The organism is Saccharospirillum impatiens DSM 12546 (assembly GCF_000423605.1).
In the GTDB taxonomy this organism is placed as follows: domain Bacteria; phylum Pseudomonadota; class Gammaproteobacteria; order Pseudomonadales; family Natronospirillaceae; genus Saccharospirillum; species Saccharospirillum impatiens.
This window is the reverse complement of the sequence record NZ_AUIH01000023.1, coordinates 14963-40604: the sequence shown is the minus strand read 5'-3', so window position 1 is coordinate 40604 and position 25642 is coordinate 14963. Positions and strand designations below refer to the sequence as shown.

Genomic DNA, 25642 nt, shown 5'->3' with positions numbered 1-25642 from the left:
GACAGGAGTTATTTCCATGGGTAGTTTGCGATCTGATACCAGTGTTTATGCCAGGGTAATGACGGCACTTAGCCTGATTAACGTTGCCATGGCCTGGTTGAGTGCTGTTGTTCTGCTGTGCGCAACCCTGTTCGTATTCCTGGAGATTATGTCGCGTTTCTTTCTGGGAAAATCACTCATCTGGGTCATCGAGATCAGTGGCTATTCGTTGTTGTATATGACGTTTCTTGGGGCGCCCTATATGCTGGAAAAACACCGGCATGTCGCCATCGATATTCTGACCGATGCCCTGGGTGAACCTATCCGTACCTGGCTGGCGATCATCATCAGCCTGCTGTCAGCAGGAGTGTGCATCGTTTGCACTGTATTCGGTGCCATCGTCTTTCTCGATCAATGGGAATTCGGTATGCGCGAAACGACACTGCTGGCCCCGAAAAGTCAGTGGCTGACCCTGATATTTCCCATCGCCATGCTGTTAATGGCCCTGCAATTCATTGATCAGGCGATTACGCACGCCCGGTCATTACGGTCACCTTCATGGGGAGCTCGCTCATGATGGAATGGTGGCAAACACTCAGTCTACTGCTCGGCTCCCTACTGGTATTAATGGCACTGGGCATGCCGGTTGCTTTTGCCTTTCTGGCGGTAAACCTGGTTGGCTCATACATTTTTCTCGGGGGTTTTTCGGGCATTGAACAATTGGTGCTGAACACCACCGGTGCACTCACCAGTTTTACACTGGTCCCCATTGCCATGTTTATGATCATGGGTGAAGTCATGTTCCGGTCAGGTATTGCCACGGATGTGATGGACACCCTCGACAAATGGTTTGGCAAGGTTCGGGGGCGCCTGGCCTTTATGGCCGTCGGTGGCGGTGTACTGTTTTCAACGCTCACGGGTAACAGCATGGGGTCGGTCGCGTTACTCGGCTCCAGCCTGGTACCGGAGATGGAAAAGCGCGGTTACAAGAAACCCATGTCGCTGGGCCCCATTCTTGGTTCAGCCGGCCTGGCCATTATGATTCCGCCCAGTGCACTGGCGGTCGTCCTGGGTGTCGTGGCTGAATTGTCCATCGGCCGGTTGCTCATTGCGATCATCGTACCGGGGCTGTTGATGGCCGTGTTGTACGCGGGTTACATTCTGATCCGGTGTACAATTGAACCCGATGTCGCCCCCACCTTTGATATCCCTCACACGCCGATGCGGGAAAAACTCACCTCGACCGTGCTTAACATTTTTCCCGTAGGCATCATCGTATTCGCGGTGGTCGGTTTTATCTTTCTGGGCATCGCCACACCCACAGAAGCAGCTGCCTCCGGCGCGGTTGCGACGGTGCTGCTGGCGGTGATCAAACGTCGCCTGAGCATCAGCGGTTTTTCAGAATCGATGTTCGAAAGCTCCATGATCTCGGTGATGATTCTACTGATCGTCTCTGGCGCCATTGCGTTCTCGCAACTGCTGGCGTTTACCGGGGCTACCTACGGCATGATGGATATGGTGCTGAGCCTGTCGGTTAGCCCTAAACTCATTGTTCTGGCCATGGTCTTGAGCATTGTGGTTCTGGGCATGTTCATGGGGCCCTTGCCAATCATGCTGATTACGCTGCCCATATTTGTGCCCGTTGTCATTCAGTTTGGTTTTGACCCACTGTGGTTTGCCGTGTTGTTTCTGATCGCTATCGAAACCGGTTCAACGTCTCCGCCTCTGGGTGCAGGGCTGTTCGTCATGCGGGCCGTTGCGCCAAAGGGTACAACCATGTCCGATATCTACCGGGCCGCGGTACCGTTTTTGATCTGTGACTTTCTGGCCATTGGCATTGTGTTTGTGTTTCCCGAAATCGTCACCTGGCCTGTTAGCCTGATGTTTGATTAACCCAAAAGGTAACCCCGACTCTGCGTCAGGGTTACCGGAGGATGTGCAATGAAGCGACCCAATTTTGTGATCTTCATGACCGATCAGCAACGGGCAGACCACCTAGGTTGCTACGGTAATCGCATCGTCAAAACACCTCACATCGATCGGTTGTCTGCTGACGGACTGCGTTTCAAACGGTTCTATGTGTCCAACCCGATTTGCCAGCCCAACCGGGCGGCGCTGATGACCGGGCAAATGCCATCGGTTAACGGCGTTCGCCAAAATGGCATTCCGCTTGACCTGGACAGCCTCACCTTTGCCGACGCACTGCGCGATGCCGGATACAACACCGGCTACATCGGCAAAGCCCACTTCCAGAATGTCACTAACATTCCTGCCCCCGAACGCGAACAAAAAGGCAACGGCGATGCACTGAATGATCAGGCTCGCAACAGCCTGAAACGCCAGCGCAGCGGAGAACACTACAACTGCGAAATTCGCCAGCAATGGCAACAACAGCCAGAGCAGGAGATTCCACTGCCCTACTATGGTTTTGATCATGTGCGCCTGTGCATTGGCCATGGTGATCAGGTAGAGGGCCACTACAGCGCCTGGTTGAATCAGCAGGACCCTGACGCTGCAGCACTGCGCGGGCCGGACGCTGCGCTGCCCCCCGATCCGGCTTATGGCCCGCTACCACCGCAGGCGTGGCGCACAGCACTGCCCGAGCACTTATACCCGACCCGCTACATACAGGAACAGGCGTGCGAGTTTCTGGCAGAACAAACGGACGAGACACCCTTCGTGCTGATCGTCTCGTTTCCGGACCCGCACCACCCGTTCACACCGCCCGGTCGGTACTGGTCCATGTACGATCCACAAGACATAGAGCTACCGGCTTCTTTTCACCATCCGGTCGATGCGATCAAGGGGCTATCTTCCGGCGCACTGACCGCCTATCGGTGGGGCGAAGAACAGCGGAACAGTCACTGGCCATTGACCGTCACTGAAGACGAAGCCCGCAAAGCCATCGCCTTGAATTATGGCAGTATCAGTATGGTTGATGACGCCATTGGCGAGGTCATGGCCTGGTTGACCGCCTCGGGTCTGGATGACGATACCGTCGTTGCCTTTACCTCGGATCATGGCGATTACATGGGCGATCATGGCTCCCTGCTCAAACTGGGTCTGCATTTCCAGAGCCTGATTCGGGTGCCCTTCATCTGGCGTGACCCATCGCTGGGCGATCGTGCCGGGCAATGCAGTACACGCCTGGCCAGCGCCATCGACCTCGGACCTACGATACTGCAACGAGCCGGTTTGCGAATTCCGGTCGGAATGCAAGGCCACGACGTATTTGACCGGGATACGCCTGCGGCCTCGGTTCTGATTGAAGACCCGGGCATCGAGGTATTTGCAGACTCTGACGCAGCCAGTGCGGTATACACCCTGGTGACTCAAAGCTGGCGACTGACGCTGTTTGAGCACAGTGGCGACGGTGAGCTCTACAGCCTGGTTGAAGACCCAAACGAGCTGAATAATTTATGGAGTGACAGAGGCAGCCAGACCATTCGCGCTTCGCTGGAACACCAGTTGTTGCGACGCATGATTGAACTGCGCGACAAGCGCCTGGTCGCGACGGCCCGTGCCTGAGCACCCCGCTTGCAGACGAGAACAAGACGAAACGACAGACTTGACGAATGCATTCATTAATATATAGTATTGGTTATTCATATGATAAACAGTGTTTCATATATTAATTATTTGTCAGGCCATTCCGGTACGTTCGGGTTCTTACCCGACATGCACCGACACAACCATTGAGAAGGCAGGACAGGACATGGCAGAACAGGACACTCGAAAATACCTGATACCCGGGCTGGAACGCGGCCTGAACATATTGCTGGAACTGAGCCGCAGCGACCGGGAACTGAGCTTTGCGGATATCTGCGCCCGGGTCAATGTACCCAAAGCCACTGTCTATCGTGCTGTCCAGACGCTGGAGTACATGGGTTTTATCAAGCGCCATGAGGCGACGGGGCTTTATTCGCTCGGGGTCAACGTATTGCGACTCGGCTTTGAATACGTCGCCTCGCTCGACGTCGTTCAGGTAGGCCAACCGGTGATTGAACAACTGCGAGACAGAACGGGTTGCTCCAGTCATATAGCCGTTCGTGATGAACAGGATGTGATCTATGTGGCTCGCGTCAGTGCGGCCAACGCCACCATTCGCCGGGTCAGCGTTGGCAGTCGTTTACCTGCTCACCGGACGGCTCTTGGCCGGGTCCTGCTCGGTGATCTGTCGCGCCAGGCGTTCGACGCACTCTACCCGAACGAAGACTTGCCCGACAACAGCCCGGGTTCGCCAGGCACCCGGGACGCATTGTGGAAGCTGATTCAGGAAGACCGCGAGAGAGGCTATGTGATCAGTGATTCTTTTTTCCAACTGGGTATCTCATCGATTGCCTACCCGGTGTTTAACCACGAAAACGCCGTGGAAGCCGTGGTCAGCATCATGGTTCCCGTGCATGAAATTCCGGTGGAAGACCGGGACCGGTTGCGCACCTTTGTTGCCGAAGCGGCCACCACCATTTCCGGGTTGCTGGGACATTCGGGACACAACAATGAACGAAAGGTTATTCCCTGAACAATAGCGCTAAACGAAAACAGAAACACGGCCCTGCCAAGCGGCAGAGCCCGGACACACTTTTTAATCCAATGACGGTGCGACGCTGTTGAATCATGGCGTCCACCCCTGGAGGACGCCATGAGCCTGATCGGTATAGAAGCACTGGAGTTTGGTATTGAAGATCTCGCGGCCAGCGAGCAATTCGCCGCAGATTTCGGACTGATGCACGTTCGCCCCGGCGAGTTTCGTACACAAAACGGCGCCCGCGTTCGCGTGTTCGATAAAGACGACTCGAGTCTTCCCCCCGCATTTGAACCCGGCCCAACCTTACGACGCATGGTGTGGGGTGTTGCAACACAAGCCGACCTCGAACCCTACCGCGAGAACCTGCGTGACCGCCCCGGTTTTCGCGACCTGGGTGATGCCCTGGAATGTCAGGACCCCAACGGCATGACCGTACGCATTACCGTGAGCACACTTGAGCCAGTCGCCCTGACCGTTCCTCCCATTAACCAATACGGAGACATGCGCCGCATCGATGAACCCAGCCCGGTGTATGACCAGGCTGAGCCGGTCGGTATCGGTCACGCCGTTTTCTTTGTGGATGATCTTGACGGGCTCGAAACACTGGAACGCTTTTACTGCGATCAACTCGGCTTTGTTGTTTCCGACCGCTACATCGACCGGGGTGTTTTTCTGCGCATGGACGCTCGCGGCGGGCACCACAATCTGTTCCTGCTGAAATTACCGCATCGTGGCCGGGGTCTGAACCATGTCGCCTTTACCGTACGGGACATTCACGAGGTGATCGGCGGCGGCATCGCAATGACGCGCAAGCACTGGTCTACCTTCATCGGCCCGGGTCGACACCCAGTGTCATCAGCCTACTTCTGGTATGTGAACAGCCCGCTTGGTGGCGCCTTCGAATACTACACCAACGAAGACAGCCTGACCGAGAACTGGCAGGCGCGCACCATGCACCACTCGCTCGAATCCTTTACAGAATGGGCCATTGAAGGGGGTATCGACGTTGACACCCGCCGGCAGAAAAAGACGGCCTGATGCTAACGACTCAGTGTCGAATTCACTACAGGAAACACCGGCCGACTCACTGTCTGATCGGTCAATAACCACGAGGATCTGTCATGTCTGAACAATTCGCTAGCTGGAAAAAACCCGACGGCCTGTCATTTTCTGATTGGATCGAATCGCGCATTGCCCGATTCAAGGGCCGCAAATACGACTGGAATGCGTTGAAATTCCAGGCTGATTTCGATCCCAAATACCGTCGTGCGCAGATGCGCTACATCGGTACCGGTGCCACTGGCGTCGCCAACGACAGTAACTCGATTCCGGCCGAGCATTTCACCTTTTCGACCATGGTATTGCCGTCGAAATGCGAAGGCCCCCTGCACGTTCACGACGATGTTGAAGAAGTCTTCTTCATGCTCAAGGGCACCATCACGCTGACGCTGCAAGATGGCGACAACGTCACCGAAACCACCCTCGAAGAACGCGATGTTGTGTCCATTCCTCCCAACATTTATCGCGGGTTGTTCAACCACGGCGAAGAAGAAGCGCTGATGTGCGTCATGCTGGGAACACCCAAACCCAACATTCCGACATACCCGGCTGATCATCCGCTGTCCAAAGTCAAACGCAACTGAGCCAATGCCCATGCAAGAACGGATGATCCTACTCAACGACCGGCCCCAGCACTACTGCGAAACCGGTCCGGAAGACGCGCCCGTTATTGTGCTGTTACACGGCATCAGTTCGGGAGCACATTCCTGGGAACCGCTGGCGCCTCACCTGCCCGGTTTCCGGTTGCTCGCCTGGGATGCCCCGGGCTATGGCAGCAGTGCTGCGCTGACGACGGATCATCCTGATGCGGCCAATTACGCCGACCGCCTCAACGACTGGCTCGACGCACTGAATATCAACAACGTTCTGCTGGTGGGTCATTCACTCGGTGCCCTGATCGCCAGTGCGTTTGTCGCCCGACATGGTCGCCTTGTCGCTGGCGTGATTCTGGCCGATCCGGCGCGGGGTTATAAACACGAAACGGCCGAGGTGCGGGATCAGGTATACCGCAGCCGCTGGCCTGCCCTGGTCGAGCTGGGCAACGACGCTTTCGCCACCGAACGCGCCCCACGGCTGCTGCGACCTGGGCCGGAAGCCTCAGCACTGGAACGGGTTCAGGCCGGTATGAGCCGGTTGAACCTCGACGGGTTCAAGGCAGCCAATTGGTTGCTCGCTAATGACGATCTGACTGACTGGTGGCCTGTGCATACCGCCCTGCCCGCCCGAGTCCTGTGTGGCGACGATGACGCCATTACAAGGCCCGATTCGGTAAGGGCACTGTCGGCGACGCTGGCATTGCCCTACCGGGGTATCGCGCGTGCGGGACACGCCAGCTACCTCGACGCGCCGGCCGCTTTCGCCCGGGAACTGATTGATGTCGCTGGCATCGCCGGCCTCGAAATGGAGCACCTGACATGAGCTTTATGATTGAACAACGCGTCGCTGTGGTAACCGGCGGCTCGTCCGGTATCGGACTGGAGACGGTCCGTTTGCTGCTAACCCAGGGCGCCAAAGTTGCCTTTTGCGGGCGCGATGAAGAACGTCTGACTGCCGCCCTGGATCAACTGAAACAGGCCTTCCCGAAAGCAGACGCCATCGCTGTGCGCTGCGACGTTCTGGATGCTGAATCCTGCCAGCAGTTTGCACAGGAAGTGGCTTCAACACTCGGCCCTGCCGACATGCTGATCGCCAATGCTGGCCAGGGGTTTGTGGCCCATTACGACGATACCCCGAGCGAAGCCTGGCTATCAGAAGCCAACCTAAAACTCTTTGGGGTGATCAACCCGCTGAATGCGTTTCGCCGCCAACTGGCCGACTCTGACATCGGTTCGCTGACCTGTGTGAACTCCCTGCTCGCGGTACAACCAGAGCCGCACATGATCGCCACTTCGGCGGCTCGGGCAGCCCTGCTGAACATGACCCACTCGCTCGCCGACCAACTGGTCTCGGAAGGCATACGGGTCAATTCAATTTTGCTGGGCGTGGTCGAATCCGGCCAGTGGCGCCGCCGGTTTGAACAACGCAGCGACACCAGCCTGAGCTGGGAACAATGGACCGGCGGCATTGCCGAGAAACGGGGTGTACCCATGAAGCGGCTGGGCAAACCTGAAGAGCCGGCCCGGGCGCTGGTGTTTCTGGCATCCCCCATGGCTTCGTTCACCACAGGCAGCGCGCTGGATGTATCCGGCGGGTTCAACCGACACATTTAGGAGACCCGCACCATGACTCAACGCATCATGATGATCGGCTATGGCGCCATGGGCAGAGAGGTTCACCGCCTGCTGCCTGAAGGCTTGTCGCTGGGATGGCTGGTGCTGCCCGAAGCGGACATTCAGCGAGCCAGAGCCGAATTACCCGATACGATCATCATCAGCCGCATCGAGCAATGCGACGATACGCCCTCACTGGTGGTTGAATGCGCCGGGCATCCGGGTCTGGCAGCTCACGGTGAAGCGGTTCTTAACCGCGGCTGGACGCTGGCCGTGATGTCCATTGGTGCGCTGTCCGACTCTGGGTTGTATGAGCGCCTGCGCCAGGCAGCGGTCGACGGCGGCGGCAAAATGCAAATTCTATCGGGCGCGGTTGCCGGCATGGATGGCCTGGCATCGGCCCGTGAAGGCGGTTTGACCGCCGTCACCTACGAAGCCCGCAAAGCACCCAAAAGCTGGAAAGGGTCACCGGCCGAAGCGTTGATCGACCTGGATTCCGTCACCGAAGCCACCGCATTCTTCGAAGGCAGTGCCGGTGAAGCGGCGCGCCAGTTTCCGGCCAATGCCAATGTGGCGGCGACCATCGCGCTCTGTGGCCTGGGTATGGATGCCACCCGCGTGCGGCTGATGGTCGACCCCAATACACAATGCAACACGCACCGCATTCATGCGGTGGGTGAGTTCGGCGAATTTCACGTCGAGATGCATGGCAACCCGCTGGCAAGCAACCCGAAAACCTCCATGCTGGCAGCCTTGTCAGTCGTGCGGGCCTGCCGCCAGTTACTCGACCCGGTGGTGCTTTAAGCCCTCAACCTAACCTGACGGAGAACCGACATGTCACACCCGATATTCATTGGTGGCCACTGGCGCGAAGGCCGCGGCGACATCATCGTATCCCGGTTCCCGGCCGACGATTCGATCAATGCCGAAGTACGGGCCGCCAGCCTGGAAGACGTTGAAGAGGCCGTCGCTGCCGCCGATGCGGCCTGGCGCGATCCGCAATGGGCCGCTCGACTGCCTCACCAGCGAGCCGAGGTTCTGTATCGGGTCAGTGACCTGATCATGGCGCAGTTGGACGACCTCGCCCGCCTGCAAACCCGCGACAACGGCAAACCACTTGCAGAAACCCGCGCACTGGTCGCCAGTGCCGCCGGCACAGCCCGATACATGGCGGCAGCCTGCGAGACGCTGGAAGGGGAGTTACCGACCCGGCGCAGCGCCGAGTTCATGACGTTCAGTGAGTACGAACCCCTGGGCGTCATCGCAGCGATTACACCATGGAATTCCCCCATCGCCAGCGACATGCAAAAGGTCGCTCCGGCCCTGGCTGGCGGCAACGCCGTTGTGCTCAAACCCGCTGAAGCCACTCCGCTCATGGCACTGAAACTGGCCGAACTGTTTGAGCAAGCCGGCTTGCCCAAAGGCTTGCTCAGTGTGCTGCCCGGTCGCGGCAGTGTGATCGGCGAGGCACTGGTGCGGCATCCGAAGGTTCGCAAAATCTCCTTTACCGGGGGTACATCAACAGGCCGCCATCTGGCCCATGTAGCGGCCGATAAACTGATCGGCACCTCGCTTGAACTCGGCGGCAAGTCGCCGACCATTGTGTGTGAAAGTGCGGATATCGAGCATGCGGTTCGCGGCATCGCCTACGGAATTTTCAGCTCGGGCGGCCAGGCCTGCATTGCCGGTTCGCGCCTGTTCATACACGAGAAACACTACGACGCAGTCATGGCTCGCCTGGTGAAAGTCACCTCAGGTCTGCGTGTAGGCCACCCCGAAGCCGACGGCATTCACATCGGTCCGCTGATCAATGCAGCCCACCGCGACAGTGTCGCTGCCTATGTCGATCAGGCAAAAGCAGAAGGCGGTACCGTGCTGATCGGTGGCCGGGCACCCGACGAACCGGCCCTGGCTGCCGGTAGCTACTATTTGCCCACCATCATTGAAGGCCTGCCCGCCAGCAGCCAGGTGTGTCGTGAAGAAATCTTCGGCCCCGTCCTGGTCGCGCTGAAATACAGCGATGAAGCCGATCTGATTCGCCAGGCCAACGACAGCGTCTACGGACTGGCCGCTGGCATTTGGACGCAGGACTACCGCCAGGCACTGACGCTCGCCAGGCAGTTGGAAGCCGGCACCATCTGGATCAATACCTACAAAAAGTTTGCCATTTCCACACCCTTCGGCGGGTACAAGGAAAGCGGTCTTGGTCGCGAAAAAGGCAGACAGGGCATACAGGCCTATATGCAACAAAAAAGCATCTACCTTGGGCTGGATTCAACACCCATGGGCTGGAGCCAATAACAACACCCCCTGTTTCAGAGGACATCGCAATGAGCACAATTACAGTGGGTGAAGCCATCGCCCGGACCCTTGAAGCCTACTCGGTTTCAGCCGTTTACGGCGTCATTTCCATTCACAACCTGCCCATCGCCGACGCGCTGGGCCGCCGTGACCGCATTCGGTTCGTTCCAGCTCGCGGTGAAGCAGGCGCAGTCACCATGGCCGATGCCCACACCCGGGTGGGTTCCCTGGGTGTCGCCCTGACCAGCACCGGTGCTGGTGCCGGTAACGCCGTGGGTGCGTTGCTGGAAGCCATGAATGCCAGCACGCCAATGATCCACATCACCGGCCAGGTCGAGAAAGCCTATCTGGATCGGGATGCCGGCTTTATTCATGAAGCTCGCGACCAGATGGGCTTTTTACGCGCCAGCTCCAAGCAGGCTTATCGCGTCTGCACGCCCGAGCAAGCCGTGCCCCTGCTCCACAAAGCCATACAGGAAGCAACCACGGCCCCCTGTGGCCCGGTTAGCATTGAAATACCCATCGACATTCAAGCGGCCAAAATAAAGTGGCAAGAGACGGCACCCATATCAGCGATGCCATTGCCCAGCCTGGCTGACAAGCAGCTCACCGAACTGGTCACGGCAATAAAGTCCGCTCGCCGCCCTGTGCTGTGGGTCGGCGGTGGTGCGCTGAATTCAGGCGCCGCCATTCGCCGCCTGGCCGATCTTGGCGTCGCAGTGCTGTCGAGCACACACGGCCGGGGCATTCTGCCCGACAGTCACCCACGCAGTCTGCGGGCATTTCACAATGCCGAATCGGTTCAGGCCTTGCTGGGTCATTGCGACCTGATGCTGGTCGCCGGTTCACGGCTGCGCAGCAACGAGACCCTGACCTACTCAATGGATTTGCCTCGCCCACTGCTGCAAATCGACATTAACCCCGGTGCCAACCAACGCAACTACGCCATTGACGGTTTCTTTTGTGGCGACTGCGACAATGCCCTGACCCGCCTGGCCGATGCACTTGAAGGCAACTGGAAAGCCGACAGCACCTTTGATGCCGACATCGGCAGCGCCGTACAAAGCGCCGAAGAGGCACTGCGGATTCAGGTAGGCGCTTACGCGAGCCTGAGTGACGCGGTGCATAAAGCGCTGCCTGCCGACGGCCTGTTTGTGCGCGACATTACTGTCTCCGGCAGTACCTGGGGCGCACGTTTGCTGCCTGCCGAACGGCCTCTGGGTAACATTCACTCGCTAGCCGGAGCCATTGGTATGGGCCTGGCTATGGGCATTGGTTGCGCCATTGCACAGCCTGATCGAAAAGTGGTGACGCTCGTCGGCGATGGCGGTCTCGCGCTTGGGCTGGGCGAAATCGCGACGCTTGCTCAGGAACAGGCCGACATGGTGTTGCTGATCATGAACGATGGCGGTTATGGCGTTATGCGAGGCATTCAGACCAAATACTTTGAAGGACGCCAGTATTTTAACGAACTGCACACGCCCGATTTCGGAAAGATTGCCGAGGCCATGCAGTTGCCTTATTGGAAAGCGAGCCACGCCGACGAATTCTCGGGCATCATGGCGGAGGCGGTGAACAACCCGGGACCGGCTATCGTTGAAGTCGATATGCACAGCGTCGGAGAGTTGAAGTTCTCCGGGCCACCGCAGAAGACATTGTACTGAGGGTGGAAACGCGAGCAGTGCATGAACAATAAGCCCTGCTCGCGATTGAAAGACCAGATGCCGCCTAACTGATACACTTTCGGGACCTTTTCAACCGGCAAGAAGGCTTCCTCAATGTGTGAACTGCTGGGCATGAGTGCCAATGTCCCCACCGACCTCTGTTTCAGTTTCACCGGCCTGACGCATCGCGGTGGCGGCACCGGCCCCCACAAAGACGGCTGGGGCGTTGTCTTCTATGAAGGCCTTGGCGTCCGGGCGTTTCACGAGAGCCGGGCCAGCGCCCAGTCAGACATTGCCCGCATGGTGCAAAACCACCCGATCAAAAGCGAAATTGCGCTGTGTCATATTCGCCAGGCCAACGTCGGTGAAGTCTGCCTGGCCAATACGCACCCCTTCCAACGTGAACTCTGGGGGCGCTACTGGACGTTCGCGCACAATGGCCAACTGAATGGCTTTGAACCCCGCCCGGGCTTCTACGAACCCGTTGGAACGACTGACAGCGAAGCTCTGTTCTGCGACCTGTTGAACGCCATTCGTACCGAATTGCACCGCGATGTTGACCTGACAACGTTGACCCGGTTTCTGGTAAAGCACAGCGATACCTATGCAAAACTCGGCGTTTTCAACCTGTTGCTCAGCAACGGCGATTGGTTGTTCACCTATTGCACCACCAAAATGGCAGCCATTACCCGGCGCTCGCCTTTTGGCCCCGCCCGCCTGCAGGATGCCGACGTCACCGTCGACTTTGGCACCGTCACCACCCCCTCCGATGTCGTCAGCGTTATCGTGACCGAACCGCTCACGGTGGAAGAGCAGTGGGAACGCTATGAACCCAATGAATGGCGCTTGTGGCGTAAAGGCGAGGTTTTCGATCAAGGCAATACGCGTACAGACAATCAGAGCTAAAGTTTTGACTGATATATCAGATAACCAACCTTGAGACCGGAGTTTCCAATGGGACATTCTTCAACATGCTTGGTTTTAAAAACAACGTATTAACAGCGATCGACAACACCTTTGCTTCCATTGAATTCCGACTCGATGGGACCATTCTAAAGGCGAACGATCGTTTTCTGGAAACCATGGGGTACCGGTCTGAAGAGGTCGTCGGGAAGCACCACCGTATTTTTGTGTCTCCGGATGAAGCCGACAGCCGGAAATACCAGGAATTCTGGAAAGCGCTGCGCTCTGGCGTAGCACAAACAGCGACATTTGAACGCATTACCAAAGAAGGCCATAAGGTTTGGCTTCAAGCCTCATATACGCCCATCGTAAAACTTGGCAAAGTCACCAGAATCATCAAGTTCGCAACGGACATTACCGCCCAGGTGATGCGCGAAACTGACTACGAGTCAAAAGTCCAGGCCATTCTTCGATCGCAGGCGGTTATCGAATTCGACCTTAACGGACACATTCTCGAGGTGAATGAGAATTTTCTGTCTGTCTTCGGGTATGAGAAAAGCGAGTTACTGGGGGAGCACCACCGGCTATTTGTCGACCAGGAATACGCCAAAAGCAATGACTACACCCAGTTCTGGAAAGACCTCCGTTCAGGAGAGTTTCAATCCAGTGAATACAAGCGAATCGCAAAAGACGGTTCAGAAGTATGGATACAGGCAACCTATAACCCCATAAAAGATCCTAAAGGCAATGTTCTAAAGATCATCAAATTTGCCACCGACATCACCCCTGAAGTTGAGAAACGCGAGAAATTCAAACTCCTGTCACTGGTTGCTAACGAAACAGACAATTCAGTGATCATAACGAATGAGCGTGGACTCATTGACTATGTAAACCCCGGGTTCGAACGCCTGACCGGGTACAGTCTCCAGGACGTGGCCGGTAAAAACCCCGGCCACCTGCTACAAGGCCCCGAAACCGATCAGGATACCGTAAAACGTATACGGCTGGCTCTTGAAAAGGAAACGCCGTTTTACGATGAAATCCTGAACTACAGCCGTACCGGCGACCCTTATTGGATATCTCTCTCCATTAACCCGATATTCGACGACAACGGGACTCTGGAGAAGTACATATCCATTCAGGCAAACATCACTTCAGTTAAACAAATGTCTTTGGACTTCGACCGGAAGCTTGGCGCCATCAACGAAGTGCTGCTACTGGTTGATTTGGACAACCAGGGAAAGCACCTAAAAAGTAACGATCTGGCAACGTCGAAAATGGCTTCGATCATTTCAGAAGAAGAATTTTCGCATTCAATTTTTAATGGCCTCAGTACTCAGGAAAAGAGCCAAATTGAGTCTGAAGGCTTTATTTCGAAGGTCGTCAATATTGAGAAAAACGGCAAATCGCTAAACATCGATGCCAGCATTTGCTGTTTAAAGAATGTCCGGCAAGAGATTACCCAGTACCTGTTCCTGGGCATTGACATAACCGAGCGTAAACGTGCTGTTGGACAAACCAAAGTGGCAATGGACAGTGTCCTGGCCGCTAGCAAGCAGATCAGCGAAATCGTCAGTGCGATCAACGGTATTTCAGAACAAACCAACTTGCTTGCGCTCAATGCTGCCATAGAGGCTGCTCGCGCAGGCGATGTAGGTCGAGGGTTTGCCGTAGTAGCTGACGAAGTGCGCAGCCTTGCAGCAAACTCAAAAAAATCGAGCACAGAGATAGACAGTCTGATTAAAGTAACGGTTGAGAAAATCGAAGAACTGGCGACTTTGCTTTCGAAAATCGACAATTAATCAATATCATTCTCAAGCTGTCACGCATCGCTCTAGGGGCTGCCGGCCAATTGACGAAAACAAAAGCGAATCGAGTTCAACCATATCAATGGCACAACGTGGGCCAACCTCCCGACAAGAGCGCCCATAGCCGCGCATTACGCGACCATATGGCTATATTCTATGCCCTTGGCTTCAATCTCTGACCCCGTAATTGAGACAGGCATCACCCTGTCTTCTTCCTGATCGTAGCCGGTAACCAACAGGGGGCCATTGACGCTGAGTTGTTCACTGCCAATAGCGAATACTGGCCGTCTGTTGCCTAAGTCGGTGTTTCCAGACCAGATACAATGCTTGTCGTCTATAAAACCAACAATTCGAGCGTGTTTTGCACCCAATAGGCTGACAACCTTTCGGTAATCCGAGTCGCTGGAAACCGGTAATTTAACAGCCTTACACACCATACCTTCATGGTCTGATGCAGTAACGAAGATTGATTCCACGGTAACTCTCGTATTCAGAATAGACGCTCTACCCTAATGGGGCAGACACTAATTGCAAACCCAAAGCCCTTTTAACTCACTTCGCCACGTCACCTGATCAGCATATAGGCGCCTGCATGGCCCATAATGAACATTCTCGTGCAGTAATGATGTGCATGTTAGTGCGCGGCTTAAGGTCACTCAGCCCGATGACCGACCCGGGAATCGAGCAGAGCCGGATGTCGATGGAGGTCGGTGTCTGGCGAGTGGGGCACACTGGCTGTCGTCTGGGGCCGCCTGGAAGATAGAACGACCTGCCAGACTGACGGCTGATTTCGAACGCTCTACAGAGGCCATCATGAATCGCAATGTCATTCTAACCTGTGCCGTCACCGGCGCTGGCGACACTACAGACAAGAATCCCCAGGTTCCTATCACGCCCAAACAGATTGCTGATTCGGCCATCGAGGCGGCTCGGGCTGGCGCCAGCATCGCCCATCTTCATGTACGGGACCCCGCTACCGGTGGCATCAGCCATTCGGTCGATCATTTTCGGGAAGTCGTGGAGCGCATTCGCGAAGCGGATACCGACATCGTCATCAATCTGACCGCCGGCGGTGGCGGCGACTGGATACCTGACGCCACGGACCCCACCCGGGGAGGCCCCGGAACCGATATACAGACGCCTGCGGAACGCCATGAACCGATTGGCGCCCTGCTGCCTGAGATCTGCACGCTGGACTGCGGCAGCCTGAATTTCGGGGACATGGTCTATGTCAACCCAGCCGACTGGCTGCGCGAGCATGCCCGCCTGGTACAGGCCGCTGGCGTCAAGCCGGAGCTGGAATGTTTCGATCTCGGCCATGTCCGGTTTGCGCGCCAGTTGTTCAGCGAAGGGCTGCTCGACGGTGCCCCTCTCTTTCAGCTCTGCCTGGGCATCCCCTGGGGCGCCGAAGCCGACACTGAAACCATGCTCACCATGCGCAACAAGCTGCCGGACACCGCCAACTGGGCCGCGTTTGGCATTGGCCGCCATCAGATGCCTATGGTGGCCCAGGCGGTCTTGCTCGGCGGTCATGCCCGCGTTGGACTGGAAGATAACCTGTATCTGGAAAAGGGTGTACTGGCCAGCAATGGTCAACTGGTGGAAAAAGCCGGCAGCCTGATTGAGAACCTGGGTGCCCGGGTCATGACGCCGGCCGAGACCCGCGCTCACCTCGCCCTGCGCGACCCGAACACGGGTGAGATCGCCGGAGGTGGCGCATGAGCCGACATCTGGCCATCATCGGCACCGGGGTCATCGGCAACGGCTGGATCGCCCGGGCTCTGGCTCGCGGCTGGAGCGTGACCGCGTTCGACCCGGATCCCGACGCTCCGGCTCGTACCCGGGCGTTCATCGACAATGCCTGGGAATCGCTGACCCGCCAGGGCCTGGCCACAGGCGCCCGCCGCGACCGGCTGAAGTTTACCGACAGCGTCGAAGCCGCTGTCGAGGGGGCCGACCTGGTGCAGGAGAACGTACCCGAGCGCCTGCCACTCAAACAAGACATCCTGTCCCAGCTGGATGCGGCCGCCGGACTTGATGTCATCATCGGTTCGTCCACCTCGGGCTTCAAGCCGACGGATCTGCAACGTGACTGCAGCCAGGCACCGGCGCGGGTCATCGTTGCCCACCCCTTCAATCCCGTCTATTTGCTGCCGCTGGTCGAGCTGGTTGGCAGCTCGGCGACGGAACCGGAGCAGACCGAACGCGCACGGACGCTCTATCAGGAGTTGGGCATGCGCCCGCTGGTGGTTCGGCGCGAAATAGAGGGTCACATTGCCGATCGGCTGATGGAAGCACTGTGGCGCGAAGCGCTGCATCTGGTTAATGACGGTGTGGCCACAACCGAAGAAATTGACGCTGCGGTCATTTATGGTTGCGGCCTGCGCTGGTCGTTGATGGGCACGTTCCTGACCTTTCACCTCGCGGGAGGCGAGCCCGGCATGCGCCATATGCTGGAACAATTCGGGCCGGCACTGAAACTGCCCTGGACCCGTTTGAAGGCCCCCGAACTGACCGACGAACTGATCGACCGGGTAGTAACGGGCTGCGAACACCAGGCCGCAGGACGAACCGTCGGGGAGCTGGACCGGCGCCGTGATGACTTCCTGGTGGAGTTGCTCGACCTGGTGCACAAGTACTGGCCCGAAGCCGAAGGCCTGAAGGGGCGCATCTGATGATCCTGCTTGAAACCCGGGTTGATCCGGCCTGGGTCGATTACAATGGCCACATGAACGATGCCGAATACGCCCGGCTTTTCTCGCTGGCGGCGGACGCGCTAATGGACCACATCGGTCTCGATGCCGAAGGAAGGCAACGGCTCGGCCACACGCTTTACACGCTGGAAACCCACCTGTGCTACCAGCGCGAAGCGCATCAGGGCGAGGCGTTGCGGGTCGGGTTCGTGCTGCTTGACCAGGACGCCAAGCGCCTGCACGCCGGTTTCGAACTGTTCAATGCCGGGGGTGAACGCCTGGCCACCAGCGAGCAAATGTTGATGGGGATAGATACCACAACCGTTCGCCCGGCTACTTTTCCGGCCGACGTGGCGCAAGCAATCGACGCCTTGCCCCGGCCATCGCCTGCGCACTGGCCGGACTTCGCTGGAAGACGCGTAGGGATCCGTCGTTAAGCGCCGAGCGATTGCAAAGCCCCGTTGGCGCTCTACAATAAGTCGCTGATTCGAACCCCGGCTCACCCTGGCATGAGACTTGATTCGCCCGGCGAAACCCCTGAACACATCGGTCTGTTGCTGGTGCCGCGCTTTGCTATGGTGGCGCTGTTTTCGGCGATCGAACCGCTGCGCATCGCCAACCGCCTGGCTGGACGTGCGTTATTCCACTGGACGCTGATCAGCGAGGATGGCCAGCCGGTGACGGCCAGTAATGGCATGCCACTGGGCGTCGACACCAGCATCGCGAAGGCGCCGGCCTGCTCCTCGCTCGCCGTTTGCTCCAGCTTCGCGCCCGAACAAGCCTTTCGTCCGATCCTGCTGGACTGGCTGCGCGAACGTGCACGCCAGGGGTGCGCACTGGGCGGCATGGATACGGGGTGTTTCATACTGGCACAGGCAGGCTTGCTGAGTGGCCAGACCGCCACCCTCCACTGGGAAAGCCTGCCCGAATTCCGGCGCTGTTACCCCGAGGTAGACGCCGTCGAATCCCTGTTCGAGGTAACGTCGGCCGGGTTTTCGTGCGCCGGCGGCAGCTCGGCCATCGACATGGCCCTGGCGCTCGTGCGTCGGCGCCAGGGTGACGACCTCGCCAACCAGGTTCGTGATCAACTGATGCATGGCCGGGAACGCTTGCCGGCAAGCCGCCAGCGAGCGCCAGCACGACCGACCGACCCCGGCCTCAAGCGCGCGCTGGCACTGATGGAAAGGAACCTGGAACACCCTTTGTCCCTGCGCGAGCTGGCAGGCCGGGCCGGATTGTCCTGGCGCCACCTTGAACGGCTTTGCGCCCGGCACCTCGGCTGCTCCCCTCGCGATCACTACCAGCAACTGCGTCTTGAACACGGGCATCGCTTGTTGCTGGCAACAGACCAACCGGTACTGGACATCGCTCTGGCCTGTGGCTTTGCTTCTTCTTCAACGTTCACCCGCGCTTTTCGTCGTCGTTACGACCTGACCCCAAGCCGACTGCGTCGCCAGGACGCTTACTGAACTCAGCCGGTTGTCGAATTGGGCATACTGGGTGTCGACCGGGGTCGTACAGACGCCTGGTGAAGGCGTCATGCTGCACTGAATCGCCCAGGCTAGAGGAGGCCACAATGAGCCAGTGCCGAACCACCACCGAATTACCCGCCACTCCCGACTACGACGCCTGGCCCATCGAGGCACACCTGGTTGAAGTACACCATAGCCTCCGGCAGGTGACCCTCCACTGGAGTGACGGCCGAGTCAGCAATCTGCACAGCGTCTGGCTGCGCGAGAACGCCGGTGACGACTCTACCGTCAACCCGGCGACACGCGAACGCATTCTGGACTTGTCCAGTCTCGATGCCTGGCCGGAGATCGACAACGCCACTGTCGACGACAGTGGTGCTCTGTGCGTCCGGTTTGCGCCGGAAGGCCTTAGCCTGCGTTTCCACCCCGGCTGGCTGCGTGCTCACGACTACTCCAATGGCCATAGCCAGGAGGGCCCTCTGGTGCCCGTCACGATCTGGCAGGGTGGGTCGGACACCTCGCCTGACTCACTGGATGCCAGCGGCCTGCTCGCCACTGCGCCCGGCGACGAAGCCGAGGCTACCCTCCTCAAGCCTGCTCTGGAAAGCCTGCTCGGCAAGGGGCTGGTCAGGTTGCGCGGCCTGCCCACTGAGTCCGGCTCTCTGGCGGACATCGCTGAGCGAATTGGGCCCATCCGCCCGACCAACTTCGGCCAACTGTTCGATGTACGCGCCAAGCCGGACCCGGATTCCAACGCCTACACCGCCATCGCGTTGCCCCCCCACGTTGATCTGCCGACGCGAGAATATCAGCCGGGCCTGCAGTTACTGCATTGCCTTGAAAACAGCGTCGAGGCTGGCGAAGCGATCATGATGGACGGCTTCGCCATCGCTGAGGCGTTGCGCGCTAAACATCCCCGCACCTATGAGACACTGACCCGTCAGCGCTGGTGTTTCGCCAACACGTCACGCACCAGTGACTATGTCTGGCACGCGCCCATCATCCGGCTGGACGACGATGGAGAACTGCTGGAAGTGCGCATCGCTGATTTTCTGCGCGGGCCACTACAGACCAACTTCGATAATGTCGAACCCGCCTACGACGCCCTGATGACCTTGCAGCGCCTGTTGCGTGACCCGGCCTTTGCGATGCGTTTCAGCTACCGCCCCGGTGACCTGGTCATCTTTGACAACCGTCGGCTGCTGCATGCCCGCGATGCCTTCGAGGGCAGTGCCGGTCGGCGTTGGCTACAGGGTTGCTACCTCGAGCGGGACGAAGCACGCTCACGCTACCGGATGCTGTTGCGGGCCGATCGTCAGCGACGGGTTGAAAACGCCGGTTAAACGGCGGCATTACTGGCTACCGCGCTCGGCGGTCACGCTGGGCGACTCGCCGAAACGCTGGCGATAGGCGCGTGAAAAATGGGCCAGATGAGTGAAACCGGTGCTTTGTGCTGCCTGGGTGACCCAGCAGCGACTGTCCGCCAGAATGCGATGCGCCTCATCCAAACGCATACCCAGGTAGCACTGTTTCGGTGTCTCACCGAAATGCGTCATGAACAGGCGTGCCAACTGACGCTGGGATTGACCCACAATCCGGCAGACTTCGGGGATCGCCAGGGTTGGCGACACATTCGCCTCCATGATGGCCAGAGCCCGAACCACCGTGCGCGGCAGATGCGGGCTGCGATGCCCCTGGGTCAGCACCGGCTCGTCGCGGGCACGTTTGTGGATCAATTGGAGGCCGATCGCATTGGCCAGCGCCGGGCCATAGGCGCGTTCAATCCAGGTGAGCATCATGTCGATACTGGCGGCGCCGCCCGTGCCCGTCAGACGCACATCATCCAGCTCGAAGCGCGCCTGGCTGACTTGCAGTTGCGGAAACTCATGGCGAAAGGCGGGCACACTCTCCCAGTGCATGGCCACGGGATACCCTTCAAGCACGCCGGAGCGCGCCAGAATGAAGGGGGCGGTATCAACTCCACCCAGCCAGCCGCCGTGCGCCGCGACCCGGCGTAACACCGCCCGCTCCCAACTGGTTATCGTCGCTTCGGGTTCGTAGGAAGCGACAACCATCAACTGGGCATTGTCGGAGACACTGTCGAGGCTGGCGTCGACATCAATGCGCACCCCGTTGCTGGCGACCACGTCTTCACCATTAGCCGACAGCAGTCGCCAGGCAAACAGATCCCGGCCGAAGCGGTTGGCAACCCGCAAAGGTTCCAGCAAGCAAGTCAGCGTCAGCATGGAGAATTTGGGCACCAGCCAGACATCCAGAGTATGTTCCGCCTCGACCGGTGACAGGATTGGGGGCGAATCCGGTCTGGGGTACGGCCAGGCGTCATTGTCCGCTGCGTCCATTTTTATCAACCATGTGGCTAATTTAATCAAATGCTAACACCTCGCGGGAGGTACTGTAAAAAACCCGTAACGAACGGCCGACCGGATTCACCCCGGCCAGCCCGGTTCACAGGTACCCACCAACACAGGCCAAAGCCGGAGAAACCGCATGACGACTGCCAAAGCTCAGGTTCGAATGTCCGCCGACCAACGACGTCTGATCCTCGATACCGATGGCGTGCAGCGTGAATTCGCGGCCCTCTGGTTACGTGAGCGCGCACCTGACGCCAACACCCTGGACCCACGCACCGGCCAGCGGTTGATCGAAGCGGCTGAGCTGCCCCTGGACCTTACGCTAACCGGTGCCGATCGGGTCGGGGACCAGGTTGAACTTCGCTTCAGCGATGGCACGCAAACCCGGTATGAGCTGGACGACCTGACCAACGAGGAACCGGCCAATGCCGACGCCGACCGGCTACTCTGGGACGCCAGCCTGGCAAGCGTGCCGCGTGCCGGTTTCGCTGACGCTCTGGCCAACGATGCCGCCTTGCTCGGATTGCTCGATCAGTTGCACCGCTTCGGCTTTGTACTGGTCGACGGTGTGCCTACCGAAGAAGACGGCATGCAGCCGCTGATCGACCGGATCGGCCCGCTGCGTCGCACCAACTGGGGCGGCATTGCCGATGTTAAGTCGGTCGCAGACGCCTACGACCTCACCATGACCCAGCGTGGTCTGGAACCGCACACCGATAACCCCTACCGCGATCCCATTCCCGGCTATATCTGGTTACACTGCCTGAGCAACGCCGCCGACAGTGGCGACAGCACTCTGGCCGATGGCTTCATGGCCGCTGAGCGGCTGAAAACCTCCGACCCGAGCGCCTTCCAGTGCCTGACCCGGGTCTGGCCCGGCTTCCGTTACCAGGACGAAACCACGTTTCTGGAAAGTGAAGGACCGCTCATCGAACTGGACAGCCACGGGACGCCAGTGCGCGTGCGCTATTCCAATCGCACCGAACGCGTTCCGGCCCTGGCTCCCGATGAACTGGACACTTTCTACGCCGCTCGTCAGGCTTTCTACCGCCTCGTCACCAGCCCGGAATTGACCGTCAATTTGAAATTGGCGCCCGGTCAGATGCTGATCATGGACAATTACCGCCTGCTGCACGGCCGTAAGGCCTTCCAGCTCGACGGTGGCATCCGCCACCTGCGTCAGGGTTATGTCGACCGGGACAGCACCACCAGTCGGCGACGCGTCCTGAAACGCCAACTGAGCACTCACCTACCGGAGAGCCATACATGAAACAGGCCCGCTTCACCCGCTTTGAACAGGCCCAACAGCAGGACTGGGCACTGATCGATGATCGCTTCCGGCACTATTTGGCCGACACGCCTCGCCGAGTCATCGAACACCTGCACCGGCTAGCGGGCGATACGCACGGTTACCCGGTGGATCGCTACGAGCACAGCCTGCAAACCGCCAGCCGTGCCTTGCGCGACGGTGCTGATGAAGAAACGGTGGTCTGTGCGCTGCTGCATGACATTGGCGACGACCTGTCCCCCGCCAACCACGCCGACATCGCCGCCGCCATACTGGAACCTTTTATTGATCCGTTGAATACCTGGATGATTCGCCACCACGAACTGTTTCAGGGGTATCACTACCGGCATTTCTTCGGTCAGGACCCGCGGGCCCGTGAACAATACCGTGAGCACCCGGCCTATGCCCGCACCGTCCGGTTCTGTGATGAGTGGGATCAGAGCAGTTTTGATCCGGATTACGACACCCTGCCCCTGGAGACCTTTTTACCCATGGTTGAGAACATCCTGGGTCGCCCGCCCTTCGGCGGTCTGCCCGAACTGACTGATAACAACGGTGGCGACCGCTCATGACTTGCGCTCGTCTGCTGCTCGACCTGCTTGCTGCGCACGGCATCGATACCGCTTTCGGCATTCCGGGTGTCCACACGCTGGAGCTCTACCGTGCCTTGAACGACAGCCCCATTCGCCATCAGACTCCGCGCCACGAACAGGGCGCCGGTTTTATGGCCGATGGCTATGCCCGTGCCAGCGGCCGGCCCGCGGCCTGTTTCATCATCACCGGACCGGGCATGACCAACATCGCCACCGCTATGGGACAAGCCCTGGCCGACTCCGTCCCCATGCTGGTAATCTCCAGCGTGAATCGGCGCGCCACCCTGGGGCGCGGGCAAGGCCGCTTGCATGAAATGCCCAACCAGCAAGCGACTCTCAGTGGGGTAAGCGTCTTCAGCCAGACGATACTGGACCCGGCGGCATTGCCCGAAGCTGTGGCGCGCGCCTTTGCTGTATTCCAAAGCGCCCGGCCAGGGCCGGTACACCTGGAGATTCCGCTGGATGTTTTAGCCCAACCCGCGCCAAAGACAAGCATTCAACCGGCACGCATTTACCCGCCAGCTCCAGCACCGGCTGCCATCAGACAGGCTGCAGAGTGGCTAACGTCGGCCGAGCAACCGCTGGTACTGCTGGGCGGTGGTTGCGTAGACGCGCCCGAGGCAGCGCGCGCCCTGATCGAACGCCTCGATGCACCGGTGCTGACCACCATAAACGCCAAGGGTGTCCTGGGCCGCGATCATCCTCTGGATTTAGGCGCCACAGCCAGCCTGCCCGCCAGCCGGGAACTGGCCGCTCGCGCCGACGTGATACTGGCGGTGGGCACCGAACTGGGGGAAACCGATTACGATCTGGTCTTTGATGACGGCTTTGCGTTAACTGGCCGGTTGATTCGGGTAGACATCGACGCTCAGCAACTCGGCCGGAACCAACGCGCTGACCTGGCTATCCTGGCCGATGCCGCCAATCTGCTGGTGGCACTCAACGAACAATTGCCCGGCGGCCCGGTCGACAGACAGGGCGCTGCTCGGGCCTCGCAAGTGCGCAACGCGCTGGCGCTGCACGACCAGGCCGACGTCGCACCGCACCTGCCACTGCTGCGCACGCTAACCGAAACACTCCCGGACGCCATCATCGTCGGCGACTCCACCGGGCCGGCCTACGCCGGCAACTACTGGGTATCCATGCCCCGACCGCGACACTGGTTCAGCGCCGCGACCGGTTTCGGCACCCTGGGCTACGCATTGCCCGCCGCCTTGGGGGCGGCCCTGGCCCGACCCGATGCGCTGGTCGTCGCACTGGTCGGCGATGGCGGCCTGCAATTCACCCTCGGTGAACTGGGGTCTGCACGCGATCTGGGCCGACCGCTTGCGGTGATCGTCTGGAACAACAACGGTTACGACGAAATACGCCGCAGCATGGCCGCCAGCGACGTTAACGCCCTGGGCGTCGATCTGGTTGCACCCGACATCAGCGCCCTTGCCCAAGCCTTTTCTCTGGGCTACCGGCGTTGCGAACGCCCGACGCAACTGGCCGAGGCGTTGAATCAGGCCGCTGAGGCAACCGGGCCCGTTCTAATCGAAATTCCCACTCAACCCTGGATGCACAATACAGGACACGCTTAATGCGCTACGCCAAACTCACCACACGAATCGCCGGCGAAGGTGCCGCAGCCTGGGACATACACAATCGGGCGCTGGCCCGCCAGGCACAAGGCGAAGACATCACCTTACTGTCCGTAGGCGATCCGGATTTCACCACGCCCAAGCCCATCATCGAGAGCGCTGTGGCCAGCCTGCGCGGCGGCGCTACCCACTACGCCGAAGTACAGGGCAAGTGGGCGCTGCGCGAAGCCATCGCCGACCACTACCGGCACCAGGGTGTGGCCGCCGATGCTGACAACCTGGTGGTGCTAGCCGGCGCCCAGTGCGGGCTCTACGCCACCGCCCAATGTCTGCTCGATCCGGGCGATGAAGTCATCGTGCCTGAACCGGGTTACGTCACCTACGAGGCCGTCATCCAGGCCACCGGCAGTCGCATGGTTCAGGCACCTCTGCGCGGCGACCGGAGCTTCAGGCTGGATGCGGCCGACATCGCCGCGGCGATCACCCCGCGTACCCGGGCGATCTTGCTGAACAGCCCGCACAACCCCACCGGTCAACTGATCGATACAGACACCTGGCAGGCCATCGCCGAGCTGTGCCAGCACCACGACCTCTGGCTGATTTCGGATGAAGTCTACGCCGAGCTGATCTTCGATGGCGAGCACCAGTGCGCCTTCGCCCTGCCCGGCATGGCCGAACGAACGGTGGTGGTTTCCAGCCTGTCCAAATCGCACGCCATGACCGGCTGGCGCGTTGGCTGGGTGCTTGGTCCGGCTGAGTTATGCGCGCACCTGGGCAATTTGGCTTTGTGCATGCTCTACGGCTGTCCGGACTTTATTCAGGATGCCGCCATCGAAGCCCTGGCTCACCCCCCGGCTGCTCTGGAGGAGATGCGCGACACCTACCGCGCCCGCCGTGATGCCGTCTGCGACGCACTGGCCGATTACGCCGAGCTTGCTGTCATCAAGCCACCCGCTGGCATGTTCGTCATGGTGGACATCCGTTCGACGGGTCTGACCTCCCAGGAGTTTGCCGATCGCTTGCTGGATCAAGCCGGTGTCTCGGTCTTGTCCGGTGAGGCATTTGGGCCCTCCGCCGCAGGCTTTGTTCGGTTAAGCCTGACCGTCGATGCCGGGCGGCTGACTCAGGCATGCCATCGCATCGGACGTTTCGCCACCTCCGTCACCCGCTCCAGGGAAGTATAAATACC

Annotated in this window: 24 protein-coding genes; 22 read left to right on the top strand and 2 right to left on the bottom strand. The window is 59.1% G+C overall.

Features of this window, described 5'->3' with window-relative positions; genetic code table 11:
- The first annotated feature begins 16 nt into the window (after positions 1-16).
- The 13 genes from G565_RS0112450 to G565_RS27610 all read left to right on the top strand — a co-directional run bounded on the left by G565_RS0112450 (position 17) and on the right by G565_RS27610 (position 14446).
- Complete coding sequence (locus G565_RS0112450) at positions 17-556, top strand: TRAP transporter small permease (protein ID WP_028671215.1); 540 nt, start codon at positions 17-19, stop codon at positions 554-556.
- Positions 553-1872 (top strand): TRAP transporter large permease, encoded by a 1320-nt coding sequence (locus tag G565_RS0112445; RefSeq protein ID WP_245584175.1) that lies wholly within the window; start codon positions 553-555, stop codon positions 1870-1872. Before G565_RS0112450 ends, G565_RS0112445 begins: the two co-directional genes overlap by 4 nt.
- 48 nt (positions 1873-1920) lie before the next feature.
- Positions 1921-3507: a sulfatase family protein gene (locus G565_RS0112440; RefSeq protein WP_028671213.1), complete on the top strand. Its 1587-nt coding sequence runs from the start codon at positions 1921-1923 to the stop codon at positions 3505-3507.
- Between the two features lie 187 nt (positions 3508-3694).
- Positions 3695-4501, top strand: a complete 807-nt coding sequence (locus G565_RS24035) for an IclR family transcriptional regulator (RefSeq protein WP_051207851.1) — start codon at positions 3695-3697, stop codon at positions 4499-4501.
- 120 nt (positions 4502-4621) lie between these two features.
- Positions 4622-5545, top strand: a complete 924-nt coding sequence (locus G565_RS0112430; protein WP_028671212.1) for a VOC family protein — start codon at positions 4622-4624, stop codon at positions 5543-5545.
- Between the two features lie 83 nt (positions 5546-5628).
- Positions 5629-6150: a cupin domain-containing protein gene (locus tag G565_RS0112425; RefSeq protein ID WP_028671211.1), complete on the top strand. Its 522-nt coding sequence runs from the start codon at positions 5629-5631 to the stop codon at positions 6148-6150.
- A 10-nt stretch (positions 6151-6160) separates the two neighbouring features.
- Positions 6161-6985 (top strand): alpha/beta fold hydrolase, encoded by an 825-nt coding sequence (locus tag G565_RS0112420; protein WP_169579649.1) that lies wholly within the window; start codon positions 6161-6163, stop codon positions 6983-6985.
- Positions 6982-7776: an SDR family oxidoreductase gene (locus tag G565_RS0112415; protein WP_028671209.1), complete on the top strand. Its 795-nt coding sequence runs from the start codon at positions 6982-6984 to the stop codon at positions 7774-7776. Before G565_RS0112420 ends, G565_RS0112415 begins: the two co-directional genes overlap by 4 nt.
- A gap of 12 nt (positions 7777-7788) precedes the next feature.
- Positions 7789-8580 carry an aspartate dehydrogenase gene (locus G565_RS0112410; protein WP_028671208.1) on the top strand — a complete coding sequence of 264 codons (792 nt, stop codon included), beginning with the start codon at positions 7789-7791 and terminating at the stop codon, positions 8578-8580.
- A 30-nt stretch (positions 8581-8610) separates the two neighbouring features.
- A complete protein-coding gene (locus G565_RS0112405; RefSeq protein WP_028671207.1) occupies positions 8611-10077 on the top strand; it encodes an aldehyde dehydrogenase in 1467 nt (488 codons plus the stop codon).
- 29 nt (positions 10078-10106) lie between these two features.
- Positions 10107-11741 (top strand): thiamine pyrophosphate-binding protein, encoded by a 1635-nt coding sequence (locus G565_RS0112400; RefSeq protein WP_028671206.1) that lies wholly within the window; start codon positions 10107-10109, stop codon positions 11739-11741.
- Between the two features lie 114 nt (positions 11742-11855).
- Positions 11856-12647: a class II glutamine amidotransferase gene (locus tag G565_RS0112395; protein ID WP_028671205.1), complete on the top strand. Its 792-nt coding sequence runs from the start codon at positions 11856-11858 to the stop codon at positions 12645-12647.
- A 65-nt stretch (positions 12648-12712) separates the two neighbouring features.
- Positions 12713-14446, top strand: a complete 1734-nt coding sequence (locus tag G565_RS27610) for a methyl-accepting chemotaxis protein (protein WP_028671204.1) — start codon at positions 12713-12715, stop codon at positions 14444-14446.
- Between the two features lie 137 nt (positions 14447-14583).
- On the opposite strand, the gene G565_RS0112385 is transcribed toward G565_RS27610, so the two are convergent.
- The gene (locus tag G565_RS0112385) at positions 14584-14928 is read right to left on the bottom strand and encodes a hypothetical protein (protein ID WP_157600074.1); all 345 of its coding nucleotides are present in this window, start codon (positions 14926-14928) and stop codon (positions 14584-14586) included.
- Between the two features lie 337 nt (positions 14929-15265).
- On the opposite strand from G565_RS0112385, the gene G565_RS0112380 reads away from it, so the two are divergent.
- The 5 genes from G565_RS0112380 (at position 15266) to G565_RS0112360 (ending at position 19960) form a co-directional block, all read left to right on the top strand.
- Positions 15266-16174 (top strand): beta-keto acid cleavage family enzyme, encoded by a 909-nt coding sequence (locus tag G565_RS0112380; protein WP_028671202.1) that lies wholly within the window; start codon positions 15266-15268, stop codon positions 16172-16174.
- Positions 16171-17127 (top strand): L-carnitine dehydrogenase, encoded by a 957-nt coding sequence (locus tag G565_RS0112375; RefSeq protein ID WP_028671201.1) that lies wholly within the window; start codon positions 16171-16173, stop codon positions 17125-17127. Before G565_RS0112380 ends, G565_RS0112375 begins: the two co-directional genes overlap by 4 nt.
- Positions 17127-17582 (top strand): thioesterase family protein, encoded by a 456-nt coding sequence (locus tag G565_RS0112370; RefSeq protein ID WP_028671200.1) that lies wholly within the window; start codon positions 17127-17129, stop codon positions 17580-17582. The genes G565_RS0112375 and G565_RS0112370 overlap by 1 nt, the downstream gene beginning before the upstream one ends.
- Before the next feature lie 72 nt (positions 17583-17654).
- Complete coding sequence (locus G565_RS0112365) at positions 17655-18614, top strand: GlxA family transcriptional regulator (protein WP_028671199.1); 960 nt, start codon at positions 17655-17657, stop codon at positions 18612-18614.
- A gap of 107 nt (positions 18615-18721) precedes the next feature.
- Entirely contained in the window at positions 18722-19960 is a 1239-nt protein-coding gene (locus G565_RS0112360; protein ID WP_028671198.1) for a TauD/TfdA family dioxygenase, read from the top strand.
- Between the two features lie 9 nt (positions 19961-19969).
- On the opposite strand, the gene G565_RS0112355 is transcribed toward G565_RS0112360, so the two are convergent.
- Positions 19970-20977 carry a GlxA family transcriptional regulator gene (locus G565_RS0112355; protein WP_051207848.1) on the bottom strand — a complete coding sequence of 336 codons (1008 nt, stop codon included), beginning with the start codon at positions 20975-20977 and terminating at the stop codon, positions 19970-19972.
- 148 nt (positions 20978-21125) lie between these two features.
- On the opposite strand from G565_RS0112355, the gene tmpA reads away from it, so the two are divergent.
- The 4 genes from tmpA to G565_RS0112335 are packed head-to-tail and all read left to right on the top strand — an operon-like array spanning position 21126 to position 25637.
- Positions 21126-22259 (top strand): 2-trimethylaminoethylphosphonate dioxygenase, encoded by a 1134-nt coding sequence (tmpA, locus tag G565_RS0112350; RefSeq protein ID WP_028671196.1) that lies wholly within the window; start codon positions 21126-21128, stop codon positions 22257-22259.
- The gene (locus G565_RS0112345; protein ID WP_028671195.1) at positions 22256-22849 is read left to right on the top strand and encodes an HD domain-containing protein; all 594 of its coding nucleotides are present in this window, start codon (positions 22256-22258) and stop codon (positions 22847-22849) included. The genes tmpA and G565_RS0112345 overlap by 4 nt, the downstream gene beginning before the upstream one ends.
- Complete coding sequence (locus G565_RS24030) at positions 22846-24453, top strand: 5-guanidino-2-oxopentanoate decarboxylase (RefSeq protein WP_051207846.1); 1608 nt, start codon at positions 22846-22848, stop codon at positions 24451-24453. The genes G565_RS0112345 and G565_RS24030 overlap by 4 nt, the downstream gene beginning before the upstream one ends.
- Positions 24453-25637: a pyridoxal phosphate-dependent aminotransferase gene (locus G565_RS0112335; protein WP_028671194.1), complete on the top strand. Its 1185-nt coding sequence runs from the start codon at positions 24453-24455 to the stop codon at positions 25635-25637. Before G565_RS24030 ends, G565_RS0112335 begins: the two co-directional genes overlap by 1 nt.
- Positions 25638-25642 lie beyond the last annotated feature (5 nt).

Coding starts and splice junctions, on each gene's coding strand:
- G565_RS0112450 (WP_028671215.1), top strand. CDS start 17: ATGGGTAGTTTGCGATCTGATACCAGTGTTTATGCCAGGGTAATGACG.
- G565_RS0112445 (WP_245584175.1), top strand. CDS start 553: ATGATGGAATGGTGGCAAACACTCAGTCTACTGCTCGGCTCCCTACTG.
- G565_RS0112440 (WP_028671213.1), top strand. CDS start 1,921: ATGAAGCGACCCAATTTTGTGATCTTCATGACCGATCAGCAACGGGCA.
- G565_RS24035 (WP_051207851.1), top strand. CDS start 3,695: ATGGCAGAACAGGACACTCGAAAATACCTGATACCCGGGCTGGAACGC.
- G565_RS0112430 (WP_028671212.1), top strand. CDS start 4,622: ATGAGCCTGATCGGTATAGAAGCACTGGAGTTTGGTATTGAAGATCTC.
- G565_RS0112425 (WP_028671211.1), top strand. CDS start 5,629: ATGTCTGAACAATTCGCTAGCTGGAAAAAACCCGACGGCCTGTCATTT.
- G565_RS0112420 (WP_169579649.1), top strand. CDS start 6,161: ATGCAAGAACGGATGATCCTACTCAACGACCGGCCCCAGCACTACTGC.
- G565_RS0112415 (WP_028671209.1), top strand. CDS start 6,982: ATGAGCTTTATGATTGAACAACGCGTCGCTGTGGTAACCGGCGGCTCG.
- G565_RS0112410 (WP_028671208.1), top strand. CDS start 7,789: ATGACTCAACGCATCATGATGATCGGCTATGGCGCCATGGGCAGAGAG.
- G565_RS0112405 (WP_028671207.1), top strand. CDS start 8,611: ATGTCACACCCGATATTCATTGGTGGCCACTGGCGCGAAGGCCGCGGC.
- G565_RS0112400 (WP_028671206.1), top strand. CDS start 10,107: ATGAGCACAATTACAGTGGGTGAAGCCATCGCCCGGACCCTTGAAGCC.
- G565_RS0112395 (WP_028671205.1), top strand. CDS start 11,856: ATGTGTGAACTGCTGGGCATGAGTGCCAATGTCCCCACCGACCTCTGT.
- G565_RS27610 (WP_028671204.1), top strand. CDS start 12,713: ATGCTTGGTTTTAAAAACAACGTATTAACAGCGATCGACAACACCTTT.
- G565_RS0112380 (WP_028671202.1), top strand. CDS start 15,266: ATGAATCGCAATGTCATTCTAACCTGTGCCGTCACCGGCGCTGGCGAC.
- G565_RS0112375 (WP_028671201.1), top strand. CDS start 16,171: ATGAGCCGACATCTGGCCATCATCGGCACCGGGGTCATCGGCAACGGC.
- G565_RS0112370 (WP_028671200.1), top strand. CDS start 17,127: ATGATCCTGCTTGAAACCCGGGTTGATCCGGCCTGGGTCGATTACAAT.
- G565_RS0112365 (WP_028671199.1), top strand. CDS start 17,655: ATGAGACTTGATTCGCCCGGCGAAACCCCTGAACACATCGGTCTGTTG.
- G565_RS0112360 (WP_028671198.1), top strand. CDS start 18,722: ATGAGCCAGTGCCGAACCACCACCGAATTACCCGCCACTCCCGACTAC.
- G565_RS0112355 (WP_051207848.1), bottom strand. CDS start 20,977: ATGGACGCAGCGGACAATGACGCCTGGCCGTACCCCAGACCGGATTCG.
- tmpA (WP_028671196.1), top strand. CDS start 21,126: ATGACGACTGCCAAAGCTCAGGTTCGAATGTCCGCCGACCAACGACGT.
- G565_RS0112345 (WP_028671195.1), top strand. CDS start 22,256: ATGAAACAGGCCCGCTTCACCCGCTTTGAACAGGCCCAACAGCAGGAC.
- G565_RS24030 (WP_051207846.1), top strand. CDS start 22,846: ATGACTTGCGCTCGTCTGCTGCTCGACCTGCTTGCTGCGCACGGCATC.
- G565_RS0112335 (WP_028671194.1), top strand. CDS start 24,453: ATGCGCTACGCCAAACTCACCACACGAATCGCCGGCGAAGGTGCCGCA.